This window comes from Paenibacillus sp. MER TA 81-3 (genome assembly GCF_023713585.1).
Lineage (GTDB): Bacteria > Bacillota > Bacilli > Paenibacillales > Paenibacillaceae > Paenibacillus_B > Paenibacillus_B profundus.
Genome location: NZ_JAMAWB010000003.1, coordinates 343,113 through 357,875, shown reverse-complemented (window position 1 = coordinate 357,875; position 14,763 = coordinate 343,113). Strand labels below are relative to the sequence as shown.

Below are 14,763 nucleotides of genomic sequence, written 5' to 3'. Positions count from 1 at the left end.
AGAATAAATTGAACTTACCATATGATTTATAAAAAACATGTAACATTTGTCATGGAAAATACATTTTTTGCGTGAATGTTCAGCGATATACGTCAAATAGATGCAAAAGATAGGTTATTTTGCTTTGCTTTATGTGTAAGTTTCCATTAGAATGGAGAGAAAATTATTTTTGAAAAGGAGATAGCGGGATGAAAACGAATCACTGCAAAATTATCGACTGCACTATTCGCGATGGCGGACTTGTGAACAACTGGGACTTCAGCGTAGAATTTGTGCAAAGCCTGTACGCCTCATTGAATGAAGCGGGCGTCGATTATATGGAAATTGGCTACAAAAATTCGCCGAAGCTGTTAAAGGGCGCTGATGAAGCAGGTCCTTGGCGATTTTTGGACGACAATTTCTTGAAAAAAGTCATTCCGCAAAAAGGCACAACGAAGCTCTCAGCACTGGTTGACATCGGTCGCGTGGATGAGAACGACATCTTGCCGCGCAGTGAAAGCTTGCTCGACTTGATTCGTATCGCTTGCTACATCAAGGATGTCGACAAGGCGATTGATTTGGTTCGCGTGTTCCATGAGCGCGGTTATGAGACAACTTTGAATATTATGGCGTTGTCCAATGTGATGGAGAACGATTTGGTGGAAGCATTCGCCATGATTAAAGAAAGTCCGGTAGATGCGGTCTATGTCGTCGATTCTTACGGCAGCCTTGATCATAATGATATTCATTACTTGGTAAATAAATTTAAAGATCATTTGCCTAACAAACGGCTTGGCGTGCACACGCATAATAATATGCAGCTTGCTTTCTCGAATACGCTCGTTGCGGCGGAAATCGGTGTCGAACTGCTGGATGCATCGGTGTACGGCATGGGCCGCGGTGCGGGGAACTGTCCAACAGAATTGCTGTTGACCCACTTGAAGAACAGCAAGTATCAATTGCGTCCGGTGTTGGGCTTCATTGAGAACTTCATGCTGCAGACACGCGAGAAATGGGAGTGGGGCTATCTTATCCCTTACTTAGTGACGGGCACGCTTGACGAGCATCCGCGCTCGGCTATGGCCCTGCTTGCTTCGGAAGATCGGGACAAATATTTGCAATTCTATGATCAGATGACGACGCCAGAAGTGAATTTCAGTCAGAAAAGCCAGAAACGCCCGGAATGATAACGTAACCTAATGAAGCGACCGCCCTGCTGCTCCGGTACCGGAGAGAGGGCGGTCGCTTTGTATTTAAGGCTGTTGAATGTGAGCTTTCCGGAAGAAGGAGGTGTGCTGGTTCTATCCTTTGCTCCACTCTCCCCTTCATTCAGAATGGACCCTTGCTTGCCTTTCAAACGGGAGTATATGGTCGGGTATTCGTGTAATGGTCCTTATATCCATTCTCCCATAAGCTCAGGAAGGATAACATCAATGGGGAAGGCATATGCCATGTCGTATACTATGGCATGAAGCAGCCGATCGTGATGGCAGTTGCGTCGTGCTTGAGCGTACCGTCTCCTGATGGATGGGGAGAATGAAGCAAAGGGGCAGGTAAGCGAGTAACCAGCAATCTGATCACGCTAACACTAACACCTGCCTCTAAGATAGTCGCTCATCTTGCCACAGGCTTCGATAGATGTTATCCCATCAAGACTGTGGAATGTGAGAAAAGCGCAGCTCCTATTGATATAGGTGCGGCGCTCTTCCGTATTAGATATCATTATGTCATGCGCACATATTTGCGCTCCCCCGACTTGGGGTTGTAGTACACTTGATACTTGAACCCGTCGCGAGGATCGATGAATATTTCTTTTGTCGGAACGAAATCACCGTTCACGCCGATCGCATCCAGTGGATTATCGTATTGCTTATACCGCTTATCAAAATATTTCTTGCCGATAATAATAAGGATGATAAGACCGATCAGAGGAAGCCCGTATATGACGAGGGCCACTCCAACAACGCCAAGCGCAGTCATCATGCATGCACCGGCTTCAGCTTGACAACCGTTCCATAGGCTACAATTTCACTCATGTTCTGCCCGACATCACCACTGTCGAAGCGCATCATCGTGATGGCATCTCCGCCCATTGCATGCGCGTTCTCAATCATGCGATCCATTGCTTGACGGCGAGCGTCTTCAATCATTTGAGTATATTGCTTTACTTCGCCGCCGACCAAGCCTTTTAATGACGCCATAATATCTCCGCCGATTCCGCGAGCACGCACGACTACGCCAAAGGCGGTGCCCATTACTTCGGTTACTTCGTAATTAGCAATTCGCTCTGTTGTTACTACGATCATGAAACGATCATCTCCTTTTCCCTTTTAAGAGGTCGTTCAAAAAGTCCCTTGTTGATCACGATATATCCCAGCTACCTTTTAGAACACACAATTTAAGGGTGTCCTGCGGGTCCTGTTTTTATAATCATACGGAAGCTATTTCATTTCGTTTCAGGATTTCTCGACAGCTGGCAGAACGGCACAGCTTATATTGTCTGAGCATACTTATTCAGAAAAGAAAAAGTATATTCAAAATAAGAGGATATTTTATTGGAATAACGCTTTAAATTGGTTATTATTTATACTAGATGTTGCAAGCCTGTCCAATACGATGAAGCTATGAGGAGAGAAGGCTATGAAAGTCAGTATTTTTGATGTGGCCAAAAAAGCTGGCTTGTCCGTTGTGACGGTATCCCGTGTCTTGAACAACGCCAGTACCGTTCGAGAAAAAAATCGTCAAAAGGTATTGCAGGCGATGAAAGAACTGGACTATCATCCCAATGCGGCGGCACGCAGCTTAGCGAAAGGAAAAACGGGCGTAATCGGCATGATTGTAACCACGCTACAGGATTCATATTTAGACAATATCGTGCAGACAGTGTCGGTTCTTTTAAGAGATCATGGATACTATTTGGCCTTGTCTGTAGCGAACCATCCCTTGGAAGAGGGGGCGGGGAGTTATCTCATTCAAGAGGATCGCGTAGACGGCCTGCTCATATTAGCAGCCGTTGATGAGGAGCCTTATGTAATGGAATTGAAGAAACGAAAAATTCCATTCGTGCTCATCGACAACCAAAAGAATCATCCGGCGGTGTCCAGTGTGACAGTCGACAACTTCAAGGGCGGATATGAAGCGGCGAAGCATCTTATTGATCTGGGGCACCGCTCGATTGCCCATATTCAAGGACCGCAATATTTCCTGAGTGCAATCGAACGTGAAAGGGGTTTCATGCAGGCGGTGAAAGAGGAGGGGCTGGAGCCGTTCTCCATCGAGCCAGGGGAATTCACCATTCAATCCGGGTACGACATCGTCCAGAAATGGTTAGCGAAAGGGCAAATGCCGACGGGTCTGTTCGCAGCCGATGATTTCACCGCGATTGGCGCCATAAATGCGCTGCGGCAAGCGGGTTGTCGGATTCCGGATGACGTGTCGGTCATTGGCTATGACGATCAGTCACTCGCTTCCGAGCTGAGGCCAAGATTGACGACCATTCGCCAGCCTGCTGTTCAAATGGGTAAAATGGCGGTCGATGTGCTGATGAAGCAAATTAACGGCGTGAACAAACGCAGCACCACGTTGAAGCTTAATCCAGAAATTATAGTGCGAGAGTCCACGGCCCCACCGCAGTAGTCATTATGGATGCGGATATAGCATCATGTCGGCAACTTCACTGAAGCATGACGGTCCTTCTTAGGATGTGCCTCATGCTTTTTATGTTTGGGCTAGGAGGGAAGCGCCGTGAGCGACAAAATGATTAAACGCCTCATCTTATGGATACCGACGATTACGATCGGCTTATGGGAGTATGTTCGTCATTCTTTCTTGTTGCCCTATTTGTCGATGGATATGGGCAATATTCTCGCTCCCGTCATCGTCTTTATTGTGTCTGCCACGCTGCTGACCAGATTGTTCAAGCTGCTGGACGATACGCAGGCGACGTTGCGCCGGGAGCAGCAGACCAAGGCAGCGCTTGAAGAACGGGAGCGCTTGGCACAGGAGCTTCATGATGGAATCTCGCAATCGTTGTTCATGTTATCTGTCAAAATCGATCGGCTGGAGGCCGCGTCTGCGGAAGAGAAGCAGGAGCAGCTGGACAAGCTGCGCCAGACGGTGCGGCATGTCTATGACGATGTTCGTCAAGCGATTGCCAACCTAAGAACGGCACCCAAAGAAGCGGATTTCTCATGGTCTTTGCAATTGATGCACATGATTGAAGACAGCAAGAAGGACACGGAGTGGCAGGTCGAAGTGCAATGGGAATTACCGGAGGAAGCACTCTCGATAAAGGAAAAGATCGCGCTGTTCTCCTGTGTTCGGGAAGCGCTGACGAACGTGCGCAAGCACGCGGATGCGAAGACGGTACAGGTCATAGGGAAACGGATACCCGGCGGTTTCTATTGTGAAGTCCGGGATGACGGGGCGGGCTTCAAGAGTGATCCGTTCGCGGAGTCGGGTAAGTTCGGCTTGAAAATGCTGCGAGACCGTGCCCGCAATATGGGCTGGAGCTTGCATGTGGAGCATGTGGCGCAGGAAACGGTGCTGCGCGTATGCAAAGAAGAACGACTAGAATCATGACGAATAAAAAGGAGGTTTTAACCATGAATTCGATACCGGAGAACGCATTTCGCGTACTCATTGCAGACGATCATGCGCACGCCCGTGAAGGAATGCGGGACATTCTGTCCATCGATCCTTCCTTTGTTATCGTTGGAGAAGCGGTAAATGGCGAAGAGGCGCTCGCTATGACGGAAACGGTAATGCCTGATATGATTTTGATGGACATCTCGATGCCGGTGATGGGCGGACTTGAAGCGACTAAACGCATTAAAGAGCGATTTCCGTATGTAAAAATCGTGATGGTGACCGTATCTGACGATATCACTCATTTATTCGAAGCGTTGAAAAAAGGCGCGCAGGGATATCTGCTCAAAAACTTGCAGCCTTCCGCTTGGCACGAATATTTGCGCGCAATTGCGATAGATGAGGCACCGATGTCGAAGGAGCTTGCCTTCCGCATATTGCAGGAGTTCTCGTCCAAAGGGCCGAATAAGCCTCCGGCCGCGACGCCGCTTACATCGCGCGAGCGTGAAATATTAGAGCGAGTAGCCAAGGGCGAATCCAACAAAGAGATTGCTGCGCAATTTTCACTGTCTGAGCATACGGTGAAAAATCACTTGAAGAACATATTGCAAAAGCTTCATCTCGAAAATCGAGTCCAATTGACGCGTTACGCGCTGGAGCACGGACTCGTGGATAATTAAGCGGGGACGATCGGGCGCTGCAATAAATATTGCAATAAATCGCTTGCTTAACGGCGTGAAATATGATATATTCATTGTTGTCACTAGTTGTTGACATCTTAACGCCTGTCGGGACGTAGCTCAGCTTGGTAGAGCACTTGGTTTGGGACCAAGGGGTCGCATGTTCAAATCGTGTCGTCCCGACCATCAACTTCTAACTTGTCACACACTCCAGTCTGGGATGTTCTTAGCTTGAGTGTGTTTTTGTACTCTGCGGGTGTAGTTCAATGGTAGAACTTTAGCTTCCCAAGCTAACAGCGTGGGTTCGATTCCCATCACCCGCTCCAATAACATCTTGTGTCAGGAAGCGAACCCACGGGTTCGACCGTCCGTGAATACTTCGGTGAATCATCCTAAGTAGGACGCGCGTCAACATTACCTCTAAATTGAGCCGAAGGCTCATTTGGAATCAGATGTTGAGTACCGTCCGTTAATACTTCGGTGAAATATCCCGAGTAGGACGCGCGTCAACATCACCACTAAGCTGAGCCGAAGGCTCACTTGGAATCAGATGTTGAGTACCGTCCGTGAATACTTCGGTGAATCATCCCAAGTAGGACGCGCGTCAACATTACCTCTAAATTGAGCCGAAGGCTCAGTTAGAATCAGATGTTGAGTACCGTCCGTGAATACTTCGGTGAATCATCCCAAGTAGGACGCGCGTCAACATTACCTCTAAGTTGAGCCGAAGGCTCATTTGGAATCAGATGTTGAGTACCGTCCGTGAATACTTCGGTGAATCATCCCAAGTAGGACGCGCGTCAACATTACCTCTAAATTGAGCCGAAGGCTCAGTTAGAATCAGATGTTGAGTACCGTCCGTGAATACTTCGGTGAATCATCCCAAGTAGGACGCGCGTCAACATTACCTCTAAGTTGAGCCGAAGGCTCATTTGGAATCAGATGTTGAGTATTCCCATCACCCGCTCCAATAACATCTTTTGTTAGGACCAATTTTTTCTTCATAACCTTTACCCTTTTAAGCCTTGGTGTTCCAAGGCTTTTTTTAATATATTAGGATTTTCATTAATTGAGGGTGAAAATGTCATACGCTTTGCCTTGATATCACTTTGCCCTTCCCTTTCAAACGAGAAAATGTTGTCCGTCCTCTGTGTATAGGCTCTTATGTCCAATCTCCCATATAGTCAGGAGAATAACGTTGAGGAAAAGGCGCATGATGATTCATGTACCTTAGTATGGAGCGAGGCGATCATGATGGCAGTGAACGGAGGTTCATTGGGCGAGTCGTCTTCTGATGGAAGGGGAGAATGGAACAAAGGGGTGATATAGCCTCTCTTTCCTTTTTTCAAACGAGAACATGTTGACGGTCCTCTGTGTATGGCTCTTATGTCCAATCTCCCATATAGTCAGGAGAAATAACGCTGAGGAAAAGACGAATGATGATTCATGTACCTTAGCATGGAACGAGGCGATCATGATGTCAGTGAACGGGAGTTTATTGGGCGAGTCGTCTTCTGATGGAAGGGGAGAATGGAACAAAGGGGAGGATAAAGAGAATCCCAGTCAGTTTGCTAATCGGTAGTCTTCTTTTGTGCTAGGATTAGAATGAACAATATAGGTTTTCAATGTTATTACATCGAAATACATAATAGATTAATATGATGAAACAAGGAGATTCACGCATGGATAAGAAGAATCGGAAAAACGAAAATGTACTGCGGCCTAATATACCTAAGTATATGGAGTCTTTTACCTTTACGGATAGAAACATTTATACCGAAGATGTTTTTCAGTTGAGGGTTATTGAAAATGAAGTGATTGAACACCAAACAGCTGAAAAAGTCTGCTTTGATCAAATCATTTTTAAAAATGTAACGTTTGACCAAATCACCTTTCATAAGCTTGAACTAACGGACGTTATTTTTGAAAAATGTGATCTGTCTAATATAGATTTAAGTGACGCAATCATGCACAGAGTGGAAATGAATGACTGCAAAATTTTAGGGCTGAATTTGCTGGGATCGACTTTGCGAAATGTATTGTTTCATAACTGCTACGCGGATTTTGCGACTTTTCGTTTTGCCAATTGCAAGCAGGTGAAATTCGAAAACACGTCTTTGTGTAACGCCGATTTTTACAGATCGGAATTAACGAAAGTGGAGTTATGTGAATCGAATTTGGATCAGGCTCAAATGTCTGGCACAAAATTGGCAGGAATTGATGTAAGCAGCTGCCGCTTTGATGGACTGGGCGCAACGCTGGAAGATCTGCAGGGCTGCATCATTTCCCCTGAGCAAGCGGTTGTATTATCAAGGACTTTTGGACTCATCATTAAAGAAATAGAAACGTAACCGCAATTGTAATTTGTCTCGCAACCAATTATACTTATAAATATTACCATAGAAGGCGAGTGATTCAGATGACAGTCAGCTCTTTGCAAGCGAATATTTTATTCAAGGTGCGGAAGAGTTGAGAACGACCACGTTCTTAAAATAACCTTTCTTCCGTTCCTCAAATACGGAGGGAAAAATTATGTTTAGCTATTACGGAGCGCTTAATTCGGAAGTGTATGAGTTCACCAAGCCGGTTGGACATTCTATTAATGGGGACATCGAATATTATCGCGAACGGTTGCAATCCTGCGGTGGACGCATTTTGGAGGCTGGGGTTGGAACCGGCCGCATGCTGATTCCGTTGCTGGAAGCCGGTCTGACGGTGGACGGCATCGATTATTCTCCAGAGATGCTGGCGGTGTGCCGCACACGAATGGCGGAACGCAGCTTGAACGCCGAATTATATGAAGGGAACTTACAGCATTTTTCCCTGCCTCATAAGTATGAAGCGATCGTAATACCTACCGGCAGCTTTCTGCTCATCGAGAAGCGGGAAGAGTCGATCAACGCCATGAAATGCATGTATGAACATCTTGTGCCAGGCGGTCGTTTTATTGTCGATATTTTTCTGCCTGATTATACCGGTACGGATTTTGCATGCGGCAACGTGTATACGACAACCCATGAACTGCCTTCCGGTGATGTGATTACGATGGAGCAAAAAGTGGTCGAGGTTGATTTTCTCCATCAGCATTGGGTATCTTACTTGAAATATGAAAAATGGCGAAAAGGGAACTTGCTTCAGACGGAGCTGCAACGGTTTGCTCTTCGTTGGTATGGTATCGAGGAGTTCAGGCTGCTGCTGGAGAGCGTCGGATTTAAGGACATTGTTTGCTCGGCAAATTACCAGTACGGTGCAGAGCCTGATCACGAAAAGCAAACGTTTACGTTTGAGGCACGGAAATGATAGGTATCTCCTAACATTTTAAGCGACTAGCTAAAACAATAAATAAAGAACCGCCTTTCTGTAACTAGAAGGCGGTTCTTCGCGTTATTTACGAATGCGCTCATGCGATAGAAGATTATACACGCTCGCGCCAGTAGTTCAGCAAATCTCGCAATGTCTGCTCAAATGGAATCTCCGGCTTCCAGCCCGTTTGATTCGAGAATTTGGTCATGTCGCCGAGCAATATTTCAACATCCGAAGGACGCATGCGGCTTGGGTCTGGTACGATGTCAATCGAGACGGTGCTCATGGAGAGCAGCATGTCGAGCATTTCACGGATTGTGACACAGGAGCCCGATGCAATATTGTAGCAGTCTCCCGCTTCGCCATGCTCCAGAGCGAGCCAATAAGCCCGAACGACATCGCGCACATCGGTGAAGTCGCGCTTCGCATTCAAGTTGCCGACCGATACTTTCGAAGGGCGGATGCCTTTTTCGATTTCAGCAATCTGCTTGGCGAAGTTGGACGTGACGAATTGCTCCCCGCGGCGCGGCCCGGTGTGGTTAAAGGTCCGGGTGCGGATGACATGCAGGCCATAGCTTTTGAAATATTGGTAACCGAGGTAGTCCTGTGCCGCTTTACTCACCGCGTAGGGGCTTAACGGGCGCAGTGGATTTTCTTCCCGAATCGGCGTTTCGTCCGGCTCGACATGGCCGTATTCTTCACTGGAACAGGCGATTTGAATGCGGCAATCCAGATCCAGCCGTCGCACCGCTTCAAAAATATTTAACTGTCCGGCCACATTGTTGTGGATGGTGTCGACAGGAGAGTTCCATGACGTAGGGACGAAGCTTTGCGCGGCCAAATGAAAAATAAGATCGGGACGCTCCTGCGTCAAGAGCGATTCGACGGAGAAAGGATCGCGCAGCTCGCACTCCACAAGGTGAACCTGATCTTGAATATGGAGAATATGCTCCATCCGGCTGCGATTGCGAATCGTGCCGATGACCTCCACGTTATTATCAAGCAAGTATTCCGCCATATGACTTCCGACGAATCCGGAGATCCCGGTGACAAGCGCCTTCATGTAAATGGTCTCACCTCTCTGATTGATAGCATACACCCATACTTCGGCTTTACCCTATACTATGTGGAGTAGGCAGGAAAGGGTGACGGCATCTGTGCAGATCCACATTGCATTAAAGGGGAAAAAACGGGATACGAAGTATGATCCATACCTTCGCATCCCGCGCTTATTCTCGATCGTATTCGATTGGAAGAAACTTTGCCATTTCCGGCGGAATGCCATTGCGCGCGCAGTACACTTCCCGCGTCTCGCCAGCCATGCATTCTTGGTCCGCTAGCAGAAGCTGCAGCGCAAATTGATTGGCCTGCCGTTCGAATTTGCCAACTTGAAACAAGGTATGCCGCTCGATAAAAAAGTGGCCGACTCCCTTATGGAGCCGGTCATGAGCGAGCTCGTGCGCGCACACAAAGCGCTGCCATTCAAACGGTAAATCTGAATTAATGACAATATAGCGGCGGCGAAGCTTGCGGAAATAGAAGCCGCGCGTCGAGTTGCCAAGCTGCGTCAGCTGAACTTGAATGTTAACGTGCTGTGCAAGCTGAAAAGGGCAGTTCGTCTTATATTTTCGAATTAACGATCGTACAATCTTCTCTACATCCATGAGATGCACCTCGCGGATAAGTTAGTCGGTATGTTGCGTTCGATTCAGCTTGCGCTTATTTCTCTTTTTCGCATCCCAGAACAGGGCCTCCAGCACCTGAATGACCCGCTCGCGGTCGTCCTCTTCGATCGGGACGCCATCGAACATAATCTCCGCATCTTCTTCAAGCAATTTCCGGAAATCGCGCTTATCCTTCCACGTGGCCCACTCCGGTATGGATTCATGCGGACTGACGGTCAAAGGCATCGGATTATCGATGCGGCCGAGCAGATAGTCGCTTGACGTGTGCAGCAGATCGGCGATCCGCCCGATGATGTCGCTTGGTGGCGTCGTGCGCCCCGCCTCATAATTGGCTACGTTGGCCCGCTTCATGCCAAGCTCGTGCGCAACATCGTCTTGAGATAAGCCTTGCTTGAGCCTCATTTCTTTAATGCGAGAACCTACACGTTCTTTGTTCGTCTCTGACATCGTTATCACCCTTATTTTTCGCATATGTTCATAAATTCAGGATTGACGTTCATTTTATGAGCATGGTATGCTTGCAGTATATCATATAGGAACAAATGTTCGCAACATGATTCGCAAGTTGTTTATAATGAACAACGTCTATTGTATATAGTTGTTTACAATAACTCAAGTGCTTTTCCGAGCAAAAGAGAAACATTCCTAGCACTTATATGGTTGTTTAAAGTAACAATTTTAGCTTTGTGTTGGTATTATAAACGAAATAATGAAGGAGTGATGGCGATGTTGGCAACAGTAAATCGGACGGCGACGCGAAAACAGGTGGAGCAACAATTATCCTTGGCATGCTTGTACAAACGCGCGGGAGTCGTGCGGCGGGAAATGAGAATGACGTCCGCTTATGAACCGAAGTTCCATGGAGCGACGAACCAGGTGGGCAAGCCTGTTGAGGCGGTTGCTGTACATAATGTGGACAAGGAAGCTTACATGAAGTCGGTGCATGACAATGTGATGAAGGCGGTCGCGCACCTTGGTGAAGCGGAAAAAGAAGTCATTGAATGCTGCTATCTGAATCCATACGCGCACAAGCCGGATTACTTATTATGCCATGAGCTGAATGTCAGCGAGCGCACGTTCCGCCGCATTAAAGCACGGGCCGTAATGGAGCTGGCCTTCATGCTTGGGCTTGAAGTATTTGAGGATTGACGGAAATGTGGAACCAGGCTTTCCGAATACATACTTCAGTTGGGCCAGTTCGATGCGTGTCCCTTTGATGGCCGGATGATGGCACGCCGTTGGACGGGGCACCGTGCTAATATGATAGTGTGAGGTTGTGGGCATATGGCAGGGCAGCCTTGCAATAGAAGACCGTTAGCGGCTAAGCTGCTGGACGGTTTTTTTGCGTATGCGAACAGGAGGTGAAGGCTTGCGGAGCTACGATATTCGGCAAGGAGTGATGAGACGGGTGCGGGAACGCTTCCCGGACATCCCTGTGCTGGAGGCGGAGGAGCGGATGGATGAGGCAGCGCCGTGCTTTGTCGTCAAGCTCGTGCGGGGCGAACGAGAACGTGTCGGTGAACGCCGTTACTTGGCGCAGGCAGCGGTCGAAGTTCATTATTATCCCGCCGTTCTGGATGCTTCCGTCCATGATGCGGCTGATGCGCTGTACGAAGTGCTGGAGCTTATTGAGGTGTACGGGAGCTTATGCCGGGGAACGAGCTGGAAGCATGAGATCGTGGAGCGAACGTTGCGGTTTCAGGTTCAGTATGAACTCAGGCTGACGCGCTCGCGGGAAGATGCGAGCAAGATGAATTCGATGAAGCAGGAGGGACGCATTCGAAATGCAGAACCGCGAGATGCATGATCGTAAGACGCAGTCCGCTGCCCCGGACATCGCTTATGCGAAGGGACAGTGGCTGGAAGCGAAGGAATGGAACGCGTGCGAACGGGACATGCTGCACGCGCTCTTGCAAGAGAACGAACAGTACACGAAGGCGCAAGTGTATGCGCTGCTACAACATTTTCTAATTCAGGAGGTAAAGTGATGGCTGGAGGAACATGGATGACTCAGAACAAGGTAAGACCGGGCGTATATGTGCGCTTTCAAGCGGATGCCGCTCCTACAGGAGCGATTGGAGAACGGGGCGTTGTGGCGCTGCCGTTGAAGCTGAGCTGGGGACCGGCAAAGCAAGTGTTGGAATTGCATGCGGGGGAGCCGGTATTCGAACAGATCGGCTACGAGCTAACGGACAAGCCGGCGCTGCTTGTGCGTGAAGCGTTCAAGCGGGCGAAGACGGTGCTGTTGTACCGTTTGAATGAAGGGGCCAAGGCGGCAGCCGCTCATAAAGAGCTGAAGGTGAAGGCTCGTTACGGCGGCGCGCGCGGCAACGATATTCAGCTTGTGGTGCAGCCGAACGTGAACGACGATACGAAGGTGGACGTCATTACGAAAGTTGGCGGACGTACGGTGGACAGCCAGACTGTCACGCAAGCCGAACAATTGACGGCGAGTGCTTGGGTGGAATTCGAAGGCGCGGGAGCGATTGAGGCGATTGCGGGACTTCCGCTCACCGGAGGCGATGATGGCAGCGTGACGAATGCGGAGCATATGTCCTTCCTCGACGCGATTGCCGTCCATGATTTCCATACGGTCGCGCTAACTTCATCAGACGCGGCGTTATGTTCCGTATATGCGGCATTTGTGAAGCGAATGCGCGAAGACGAGGGCAAGAAGGTGCAGGCGGTTATGGCTCAGTATCCGACGGCAGACAACGAAGGTGTCATTAGCGTCAAAAATGGAGTCAAGCTCGCGGACGGCACCGTCCTGAACGCGGCGCAGGCAACCGCATGGGTCGCAGCGGCGACGGCAGCGGCGGCAATGAACGAGTCGCTGACGTATAGCGCATACGAGGATGCGGTTGATGCCGATATCCGCATGACGAACAGCCAAGTGGAAGATGCGCTGCGCAAGGGCGAGTTCGTGTTTGTTCATCAGCTCGGACGCGCGGTAGTGGAACAGGATATCAACAGCTTGACTTCTTATTCGCCGGATAAAGGGCAGCCGTTCTCCAAAAACCGTGTCATTCGTGTCTTGGACGGCATTGCAAACGATTTGAAGCGTATTTTCGAAACGACATATGTTGGAAAAACGAACAACAACGAAGAAGGACGCCAATTGTTCCGCGCGGAGTGCATTGCTTATTTGGATCAACTGCAGCGTTTGAATGCCATTCAGCCTTTTGACGCGCAGACGGACGTGCTGGTTGTGCAAGGCGAAGCTTCGGACAGCATCGCCATTCAATTGACGGTGCAGCCAGTGGACGCAGTAGAGAAAATTTATATGAAAGTGAAGGTGAAGTAAGATGGGTTTCTTACAAGCAAAAGATACGATTTCCGGTCGCGAGGGCAGCGCATTTGCGCAAATCAACGGCAAGAACGAAGAAATGTTCTATATCAAGACGCTGGAAGCAAAGATCGAGAAGCAGAAGGCGGAGATTAAGACGCTGGGCAGCCGTGCTACGCAGCACAAGACAGCAGGCTGGTCAGGAACAGGCAGCATGACCATCTATTATATGACACCGCTGTTCCGCCAGATGATGCTGGAATATATTAAGAGTGGCAAAGACACGAACTTCACGATTCAGGTGACGAATGAGGATCCAACCTCTTCTATCGGAGCACAGACGGTTACGTTGAAAAATGTAAATCTGAACAGCGTCGTCATGGCGAAGCTCGATACGGAGAGTGACGTGCTGGAGGAAGAAGTGGAATTTACATTTGACGATGTCGACATTTTAAATAACTTTTCTAATCCTTCCATGTAATTAAAAATAACAAAAGATGAGGAGAGCGAAACATGAGCACATTAAGCTATTTCTTTGCCCAACACGCCGAAGCGAACACGGAAATGCCGTTTGTCGTATCGAGCCGGTTCAAAAATGAAGAGGGAGAGCCGGTTCCTTGGACGCTGCGCAGCATGAGCGAAGTGGAGAATGAGCAATGCCGCAAGGCCGCAACGAAGCAGGTCAAGGGCAAAGGCGGTGTGGTTACGCCAGAAATTGACTTCAACGAGTATACAGCGAAGTTGATTGTGGCGAGCGTCGTCTATCCTGACTTGAAGAATTCGGAGCTGCAGCAGTCGTATGGCGTTATGGGCGCGGAAGCGCTCTTGCGCAAAATGCTGCTGCCCGGAGAATACACGGCGCTGCTGCAGCAGGTGCAGACGCTGAACGGCTTCAACCAGGACATGAACGACCTCGCCAATGAAGTAAAAAACTAATCCGGGAGGGCGACGGCGAGGCGAACTATGCCTACTACGCCCTCCATAAGCTTCGCATCTTGCCGCATGAGCTGCTGGCGCTCCCGGCGCGCGAACGCGCCGCCGTCTACGCGATGATTGACATCCGCGTGGAAGAGGAGCGCAAGGCGCAGCGCAGCATGCGCAAGAAGCGGTAAGAACACGATGGACGAACCGCAGGAGACAGAGCGGCGGTTCCACAATTGGCGCGTACCAGCTATCGAATGAGGCTTTAGGTGCAAATGGGGAACCGCTCTCTTCATCTTTGCGGACAGAAGGAGGGAAGTGA

The 14,763-nt window shown here is 49.0% G+C and carries 18 protein-coding genes and 2 tRNA genes; 14 read left to right on the top strand and 6 right to left on the bottom strand.

Annotation, left to right across the window (positions count from 1 at the left end; translation table 11 throughout):
* Positions 1-188 precede the first annotated feature (188 nt).
* Complete coding sequence (locus tag M3650_RS05765; RefSeq protein ID WP_019421392.1) at positions 189-1,166, top strand: aldolase catalytic domain-containing protein; 978 nt, start codon at positions 189-191, stop codon at positions 1,164-1,166.
* Between the two features lie 535 nt (positions 1,167-1,701).
* Here the strand turns inward: M3650_RS05765 and M3650_RS05760 are convergent.
* Positions 1,702-1,962: a hypothetical protein gene (locus M3650_RS05760; RefSeq protein ID WP_019421391.1), complete on the bottom strand. Its 261-nt coding sequence runs from the start codon at positions 1,960-1,962 to the stop codon at positions 1,702-1,704.
* Entirely contained in the window at positions 1,959-2,285 is a 327-nt protein-coding gene (locus M3650_RS05755; protein WP_019421390.1) for a YbjQ family protein, read from the bottom strand. Before M3650_RS05755 ends, M3650_RS05760 begins: the two co-directional genes overlap by 4 nt.
* 334 nt (positions 2,286-2,619) lie before the next feature.
* Between M3650_RS05755 and M3650_RS05750 the strand changes: the two genes are divergently transcribed.
* From M3650_RS05750 to M3650_RS05720, 7 genes are all read left to right on the top strand, one after another.
* The gene (locus M3650_RS05750) at positions 2,620-3,615 is read left to right on the top strand and encodes a LacI family DNA-binding transcriptional regulator (protein WP_251573136.1); all 996 of its coding nucleotides are present in this window, start codon (positions 2,620-2,622) and stop codon (positions 3,613-3,615) included.
* Positions 3,616-3,723: 108 nt separating this feature from the next.
* On the top strand, positions 3,724-4,560 hold the full coding sequence (locus tag M3650_RS05745) for a sensor histidine kinase (protein ID WP_251573134.1): 837 nt from the start codon (positions 3,724-3,726) through the stop codon (positions 4,558-4,560).
* Between the two features lie 23 nt (positions 4,561-4,583).
* A complete protein-coding gene (locus M3650_RS05740; protein ID WP_019421387.1) occupies positions 4,584-5,246 on the top strand; it encodes a response regulator in 663 nt (220 codons plus the stop codon).
* Between the two features lie 109 nt (positions 5,247-5,355).
* Positions 5,356-5,432, top strand: a tRNA-Pro gene (locus M3650_RS05735).
* A 66-nt stretch (positions 5,433-5,498) separates the two neighbouring features.
* Positions 5,499-5,572 (top strand) — tRNA-Gly (locus tag M3650_RS05730).
* 1,356 nt (positions 5,573-6,928) lie between these two features.
* Complete coding sequence (locus M3650_RS05725) at positions 6,929-7,597, top strand: pentapeptide repeat-containing protein (protein WP_251573132.1); 669 nt, start codon at positions 6,929-6,931, stop codon at positions 7,595-7,597.
* Between the two features lie 181 nt (positions 7,598-7,778).
* Complete coding sequence (locus M3650_RS05720) at positions 7,779-8,546, top strand: class I SAM-dependent methyltransferase (RefSeq protein WP_251573130.1); 768 nt, start codon at positions 7,779-7,781, stop codon at positions 8,544-8,546.
* 115 nt (positions 8,547-8,661) lie between these two features.
* On the opposite strand, the gene M3650_RS05715 is transcribed toward M3650_RS05720, so the two are convergent.
* The 3 genes from M3650_RS05715 to M3650_RS05705 form a co-directional block, all read right to left on the bottom strand.
* Positions 8,662-9,612 carry a GDP-mannose 4,6-dehydratase gene (locus M3650_RS05715; protein WP_251573128.1) on the bottom strand — a complete coding sequence of 317 codons (951 nt, stop codon included), beginning with the start codon at positions 9,610-9,612 and terminating at the stop codon, positions 8,662-8,664.
* Positions 9,613-9,778: 166 nt separating this feature from the next.
* Positions 9,779-10,213 (bottom strand): ImmA/IrrE family metallo-endopeptidase, encoded by a 435-nt coding sequence (locus tag M3650_RS05710; protein ID WP_251573126.1) that lies wholly within the window; start codon positions 10,211-10,213, stop codon positions 9,779-9,781.
* Positions 10,214-10,234: 21 nt separating this feature from the next.
* Complete coding sequence (locus M3650_RS05705; protein WP_019421736.1) at positions 10,235-10,681, bottom strand: helix-turn-helix domain-containing protein; 447 nt, start codon at positions 10,679-10,681, stop codon at positions 10,235-10,237.
* Positions 10,682-10,960: 279 nt separating this feature from the next.
* Here M3650_RS05705 and M3650_RS05700 point away from each other — a divergent pair, with 279 nt between their 5' ends.
* The 6 genes from M3650_RS05700 (at position 10,961) to M3650_RS05675 (ending at position 14,456) form a co-directional block, all read left to right on the top strand.
* Positions 10,961-11,383: an ArpU family phage packaging/lysis transcriptional regulator gene (locus M3650_RS05700; RefSeq protein ID WP_251573124.1), complete on the top strand. Its 423-nt coding sequence runs from the start codon at positions 10,961-10,963 to the stop codon at positions 11,381-11,383.
* 220 nt (positions 11,384-11,603) lie between these two features.
* The gene (locus M3650_RS05695) at positions 11,604-12,041 is read left to right on the top strand and encodes a phage tail terminator family protein (RefSeq protein ID WP_251573121.1); all 438 of its coding nucleotides are present in this window, start codon (positions 11,604-11,606) and stop codon (positions 12,039-12,041) included.
* Positions 12,019-12,222 (top strand): hypothetical protein, encoded by a 204-nt coding sequence (locus M3650_RS05690; RefSeq protein ID WP_251573119.1) that lies wholly within the window; start codon positions 12,019-12,021, stop codon positions 12,220-12,222. The genes M3650_RS05695 and M3650_RS05690 overlap by 23 nt, the downstream gene beginning before the upstream one ends.
* Positions 12,222-13,538, top strand: a complete 1,317-nt coding sequence (locus M3650_RS05685; RefSeq protein ID WP_251573116.1) for a phage tail sheath family protein — start codon at positions 12,222-12,224, stop codon at positions 13,536-13,538. Before M3650_RS05690 ends, M3650_RS05685 begins: the two co-directional genes overlap by 1 nt.
* A 1-nt stretch (position 13,539) precedes the next feature.
* Entirely contained in the window at positions 13,540-14,001 is a 462-nt protein-coding gene (locus tag M3650_RS05680; protein ID WP_019421741.1) for a phage tail tube protein, read from the top strand.
* Positions 14,002-14,033: 32 nt separating this feature from the next.
* Positions 14,034-14,456 carry a phage tail assembly chaperone gene (locus M3650_RS05675; protein ID WP_019421742.1) on the top strand — a complete coding sequence of 141 codons (423 nt, stop codon included), beginning with the start codon at positions 14,034-14,036 and terminating at the stop codon, positions 14,454-14,456.
* On the opposite strand, the gene M3650_RS05670 is transcribed toward M3650_RS05675, so the two are convergent.
* Positions 14,453-14,737 carry a hypothetical protein gene (locus M3650_RS05670; protein WP_251573114.1) on the bottom strand — a complete coding sequence of 95 codons (285 nt, stop codon included), beginning with the start codon at positions 14,735-14,737 and terminating at the stop codon, positions 14,453-14,455. The genes M3650_RS05675 and M3650_RS05670 overlap by 4 nt on opposite strands.
* Positions 14,738-14,763: the final 26 nt, after the last annotated feature.

Coding starts and splice junctions, on each gene's coding strand:
- M3650_RS05765 (WP_019421392.1), top strand. CDS start 189: ATGAAAACGAATCACTGCAAAATTATCGACTGCACTATTCGCGATGGC.
- M3650_RS05760 (WP_019421391.1), bottom strand. CDS start 1,962: ATGATGACTGCGCTTGGCGTTGTTGGAGTGGCCCTCGTCATATACGGG.
- M3650_RS05755 (WP_019421390.1), bottom strand. CDS start 2,285: ATGATCGTAGTAACAACAGAGCGAATTGCTAATTACGAAGTAACCGAA.
- M3650_RS05750 (WP_251573136.1), top strand. CDS start 2,620: ATGAAAGTCAGTATTTTTGATGTGGCCAAAAAAGCTGGCTTGTCCGTT.
- M3650_RS05740 (WP_019421387.1), top strand. CDS start 4,584: ATGAATTCGATACCGGAGAACGCATTTCGCGTACTCATTGCAGACGAT.
- M3650_RS05725 (WP_251573132.1), top strand. CDS start 6,929: ATGGATAAGAAGAATCGGAAAAACGAAAATGTACTGCGGCCTAATATA.
- M3650_RS05720 (WP_251573130.1), top strand. CDS start 7,779: ATGTTTAGCTATTACGGAGCGCTTAATTCGGAAGTGTATGAGTTCACC.
- M3650_RS05715 (WP_251573128.1), bottom strand. CDS start 9,612: ATGAAGGCGCTTGTCACCGGGATCTCCGGATTCGTCGGAAGTCATATG.
- M3650_RS05710 (WP_251573126.1), bottom strand. CDS start 10,213: ATGGATGTAGAGAAGATTGTACGATCGTTAATTCGAAAATATAAGACG.
- M3650_RS05705 (WP_019421736.1), bottom strand. CDS start 10,681: ATGTCAGAGACGAACAAAGAACGTGTAGGTTCTCGCATTAAAGAAATG.
- M3650_RS05700 (WP_251573124.1), top strand. CDS start 10,961: ATGTTGGCAACAGTAAATCGGACGGCGACGCGAAAACAGGTGGAGCAA.
- M3650_RS05690 (WP_251573119.1), top strand. CDS start 12,019: ATGCAGAACCGCGAGATGCATGATCGTAAGACGCAGTCCGCTGCCCCG.
- M3650_RS05685 (WP_251573116.1), top strand. CDS start 12,222: ATGGCTGGAGGAACATGGATGACTCAGAACAAGGTAAGACCGGGCGTA.
- M3650_RS05680 (WP_019421741.1), top strand. CDS start 13,540: ATGGGTTTCTTACAAGCAAAAGATACGATTTCCGGTCGCGAGGGCAGC.
- M3650_RS05675 (WP_019421742.1), top strand. CDS start 14,034: ATGAGCACATTAAGCTATTTCTTTGCCCAACACGCCGAAGCGAACACG.
- M3650_RS05670 (WP_251573114.1), bottom strand. CDS start 14,737: ATGAAGAGAGCGGTTCCCCATTTGCACCTAAAGCCTCATTCGATAGCT.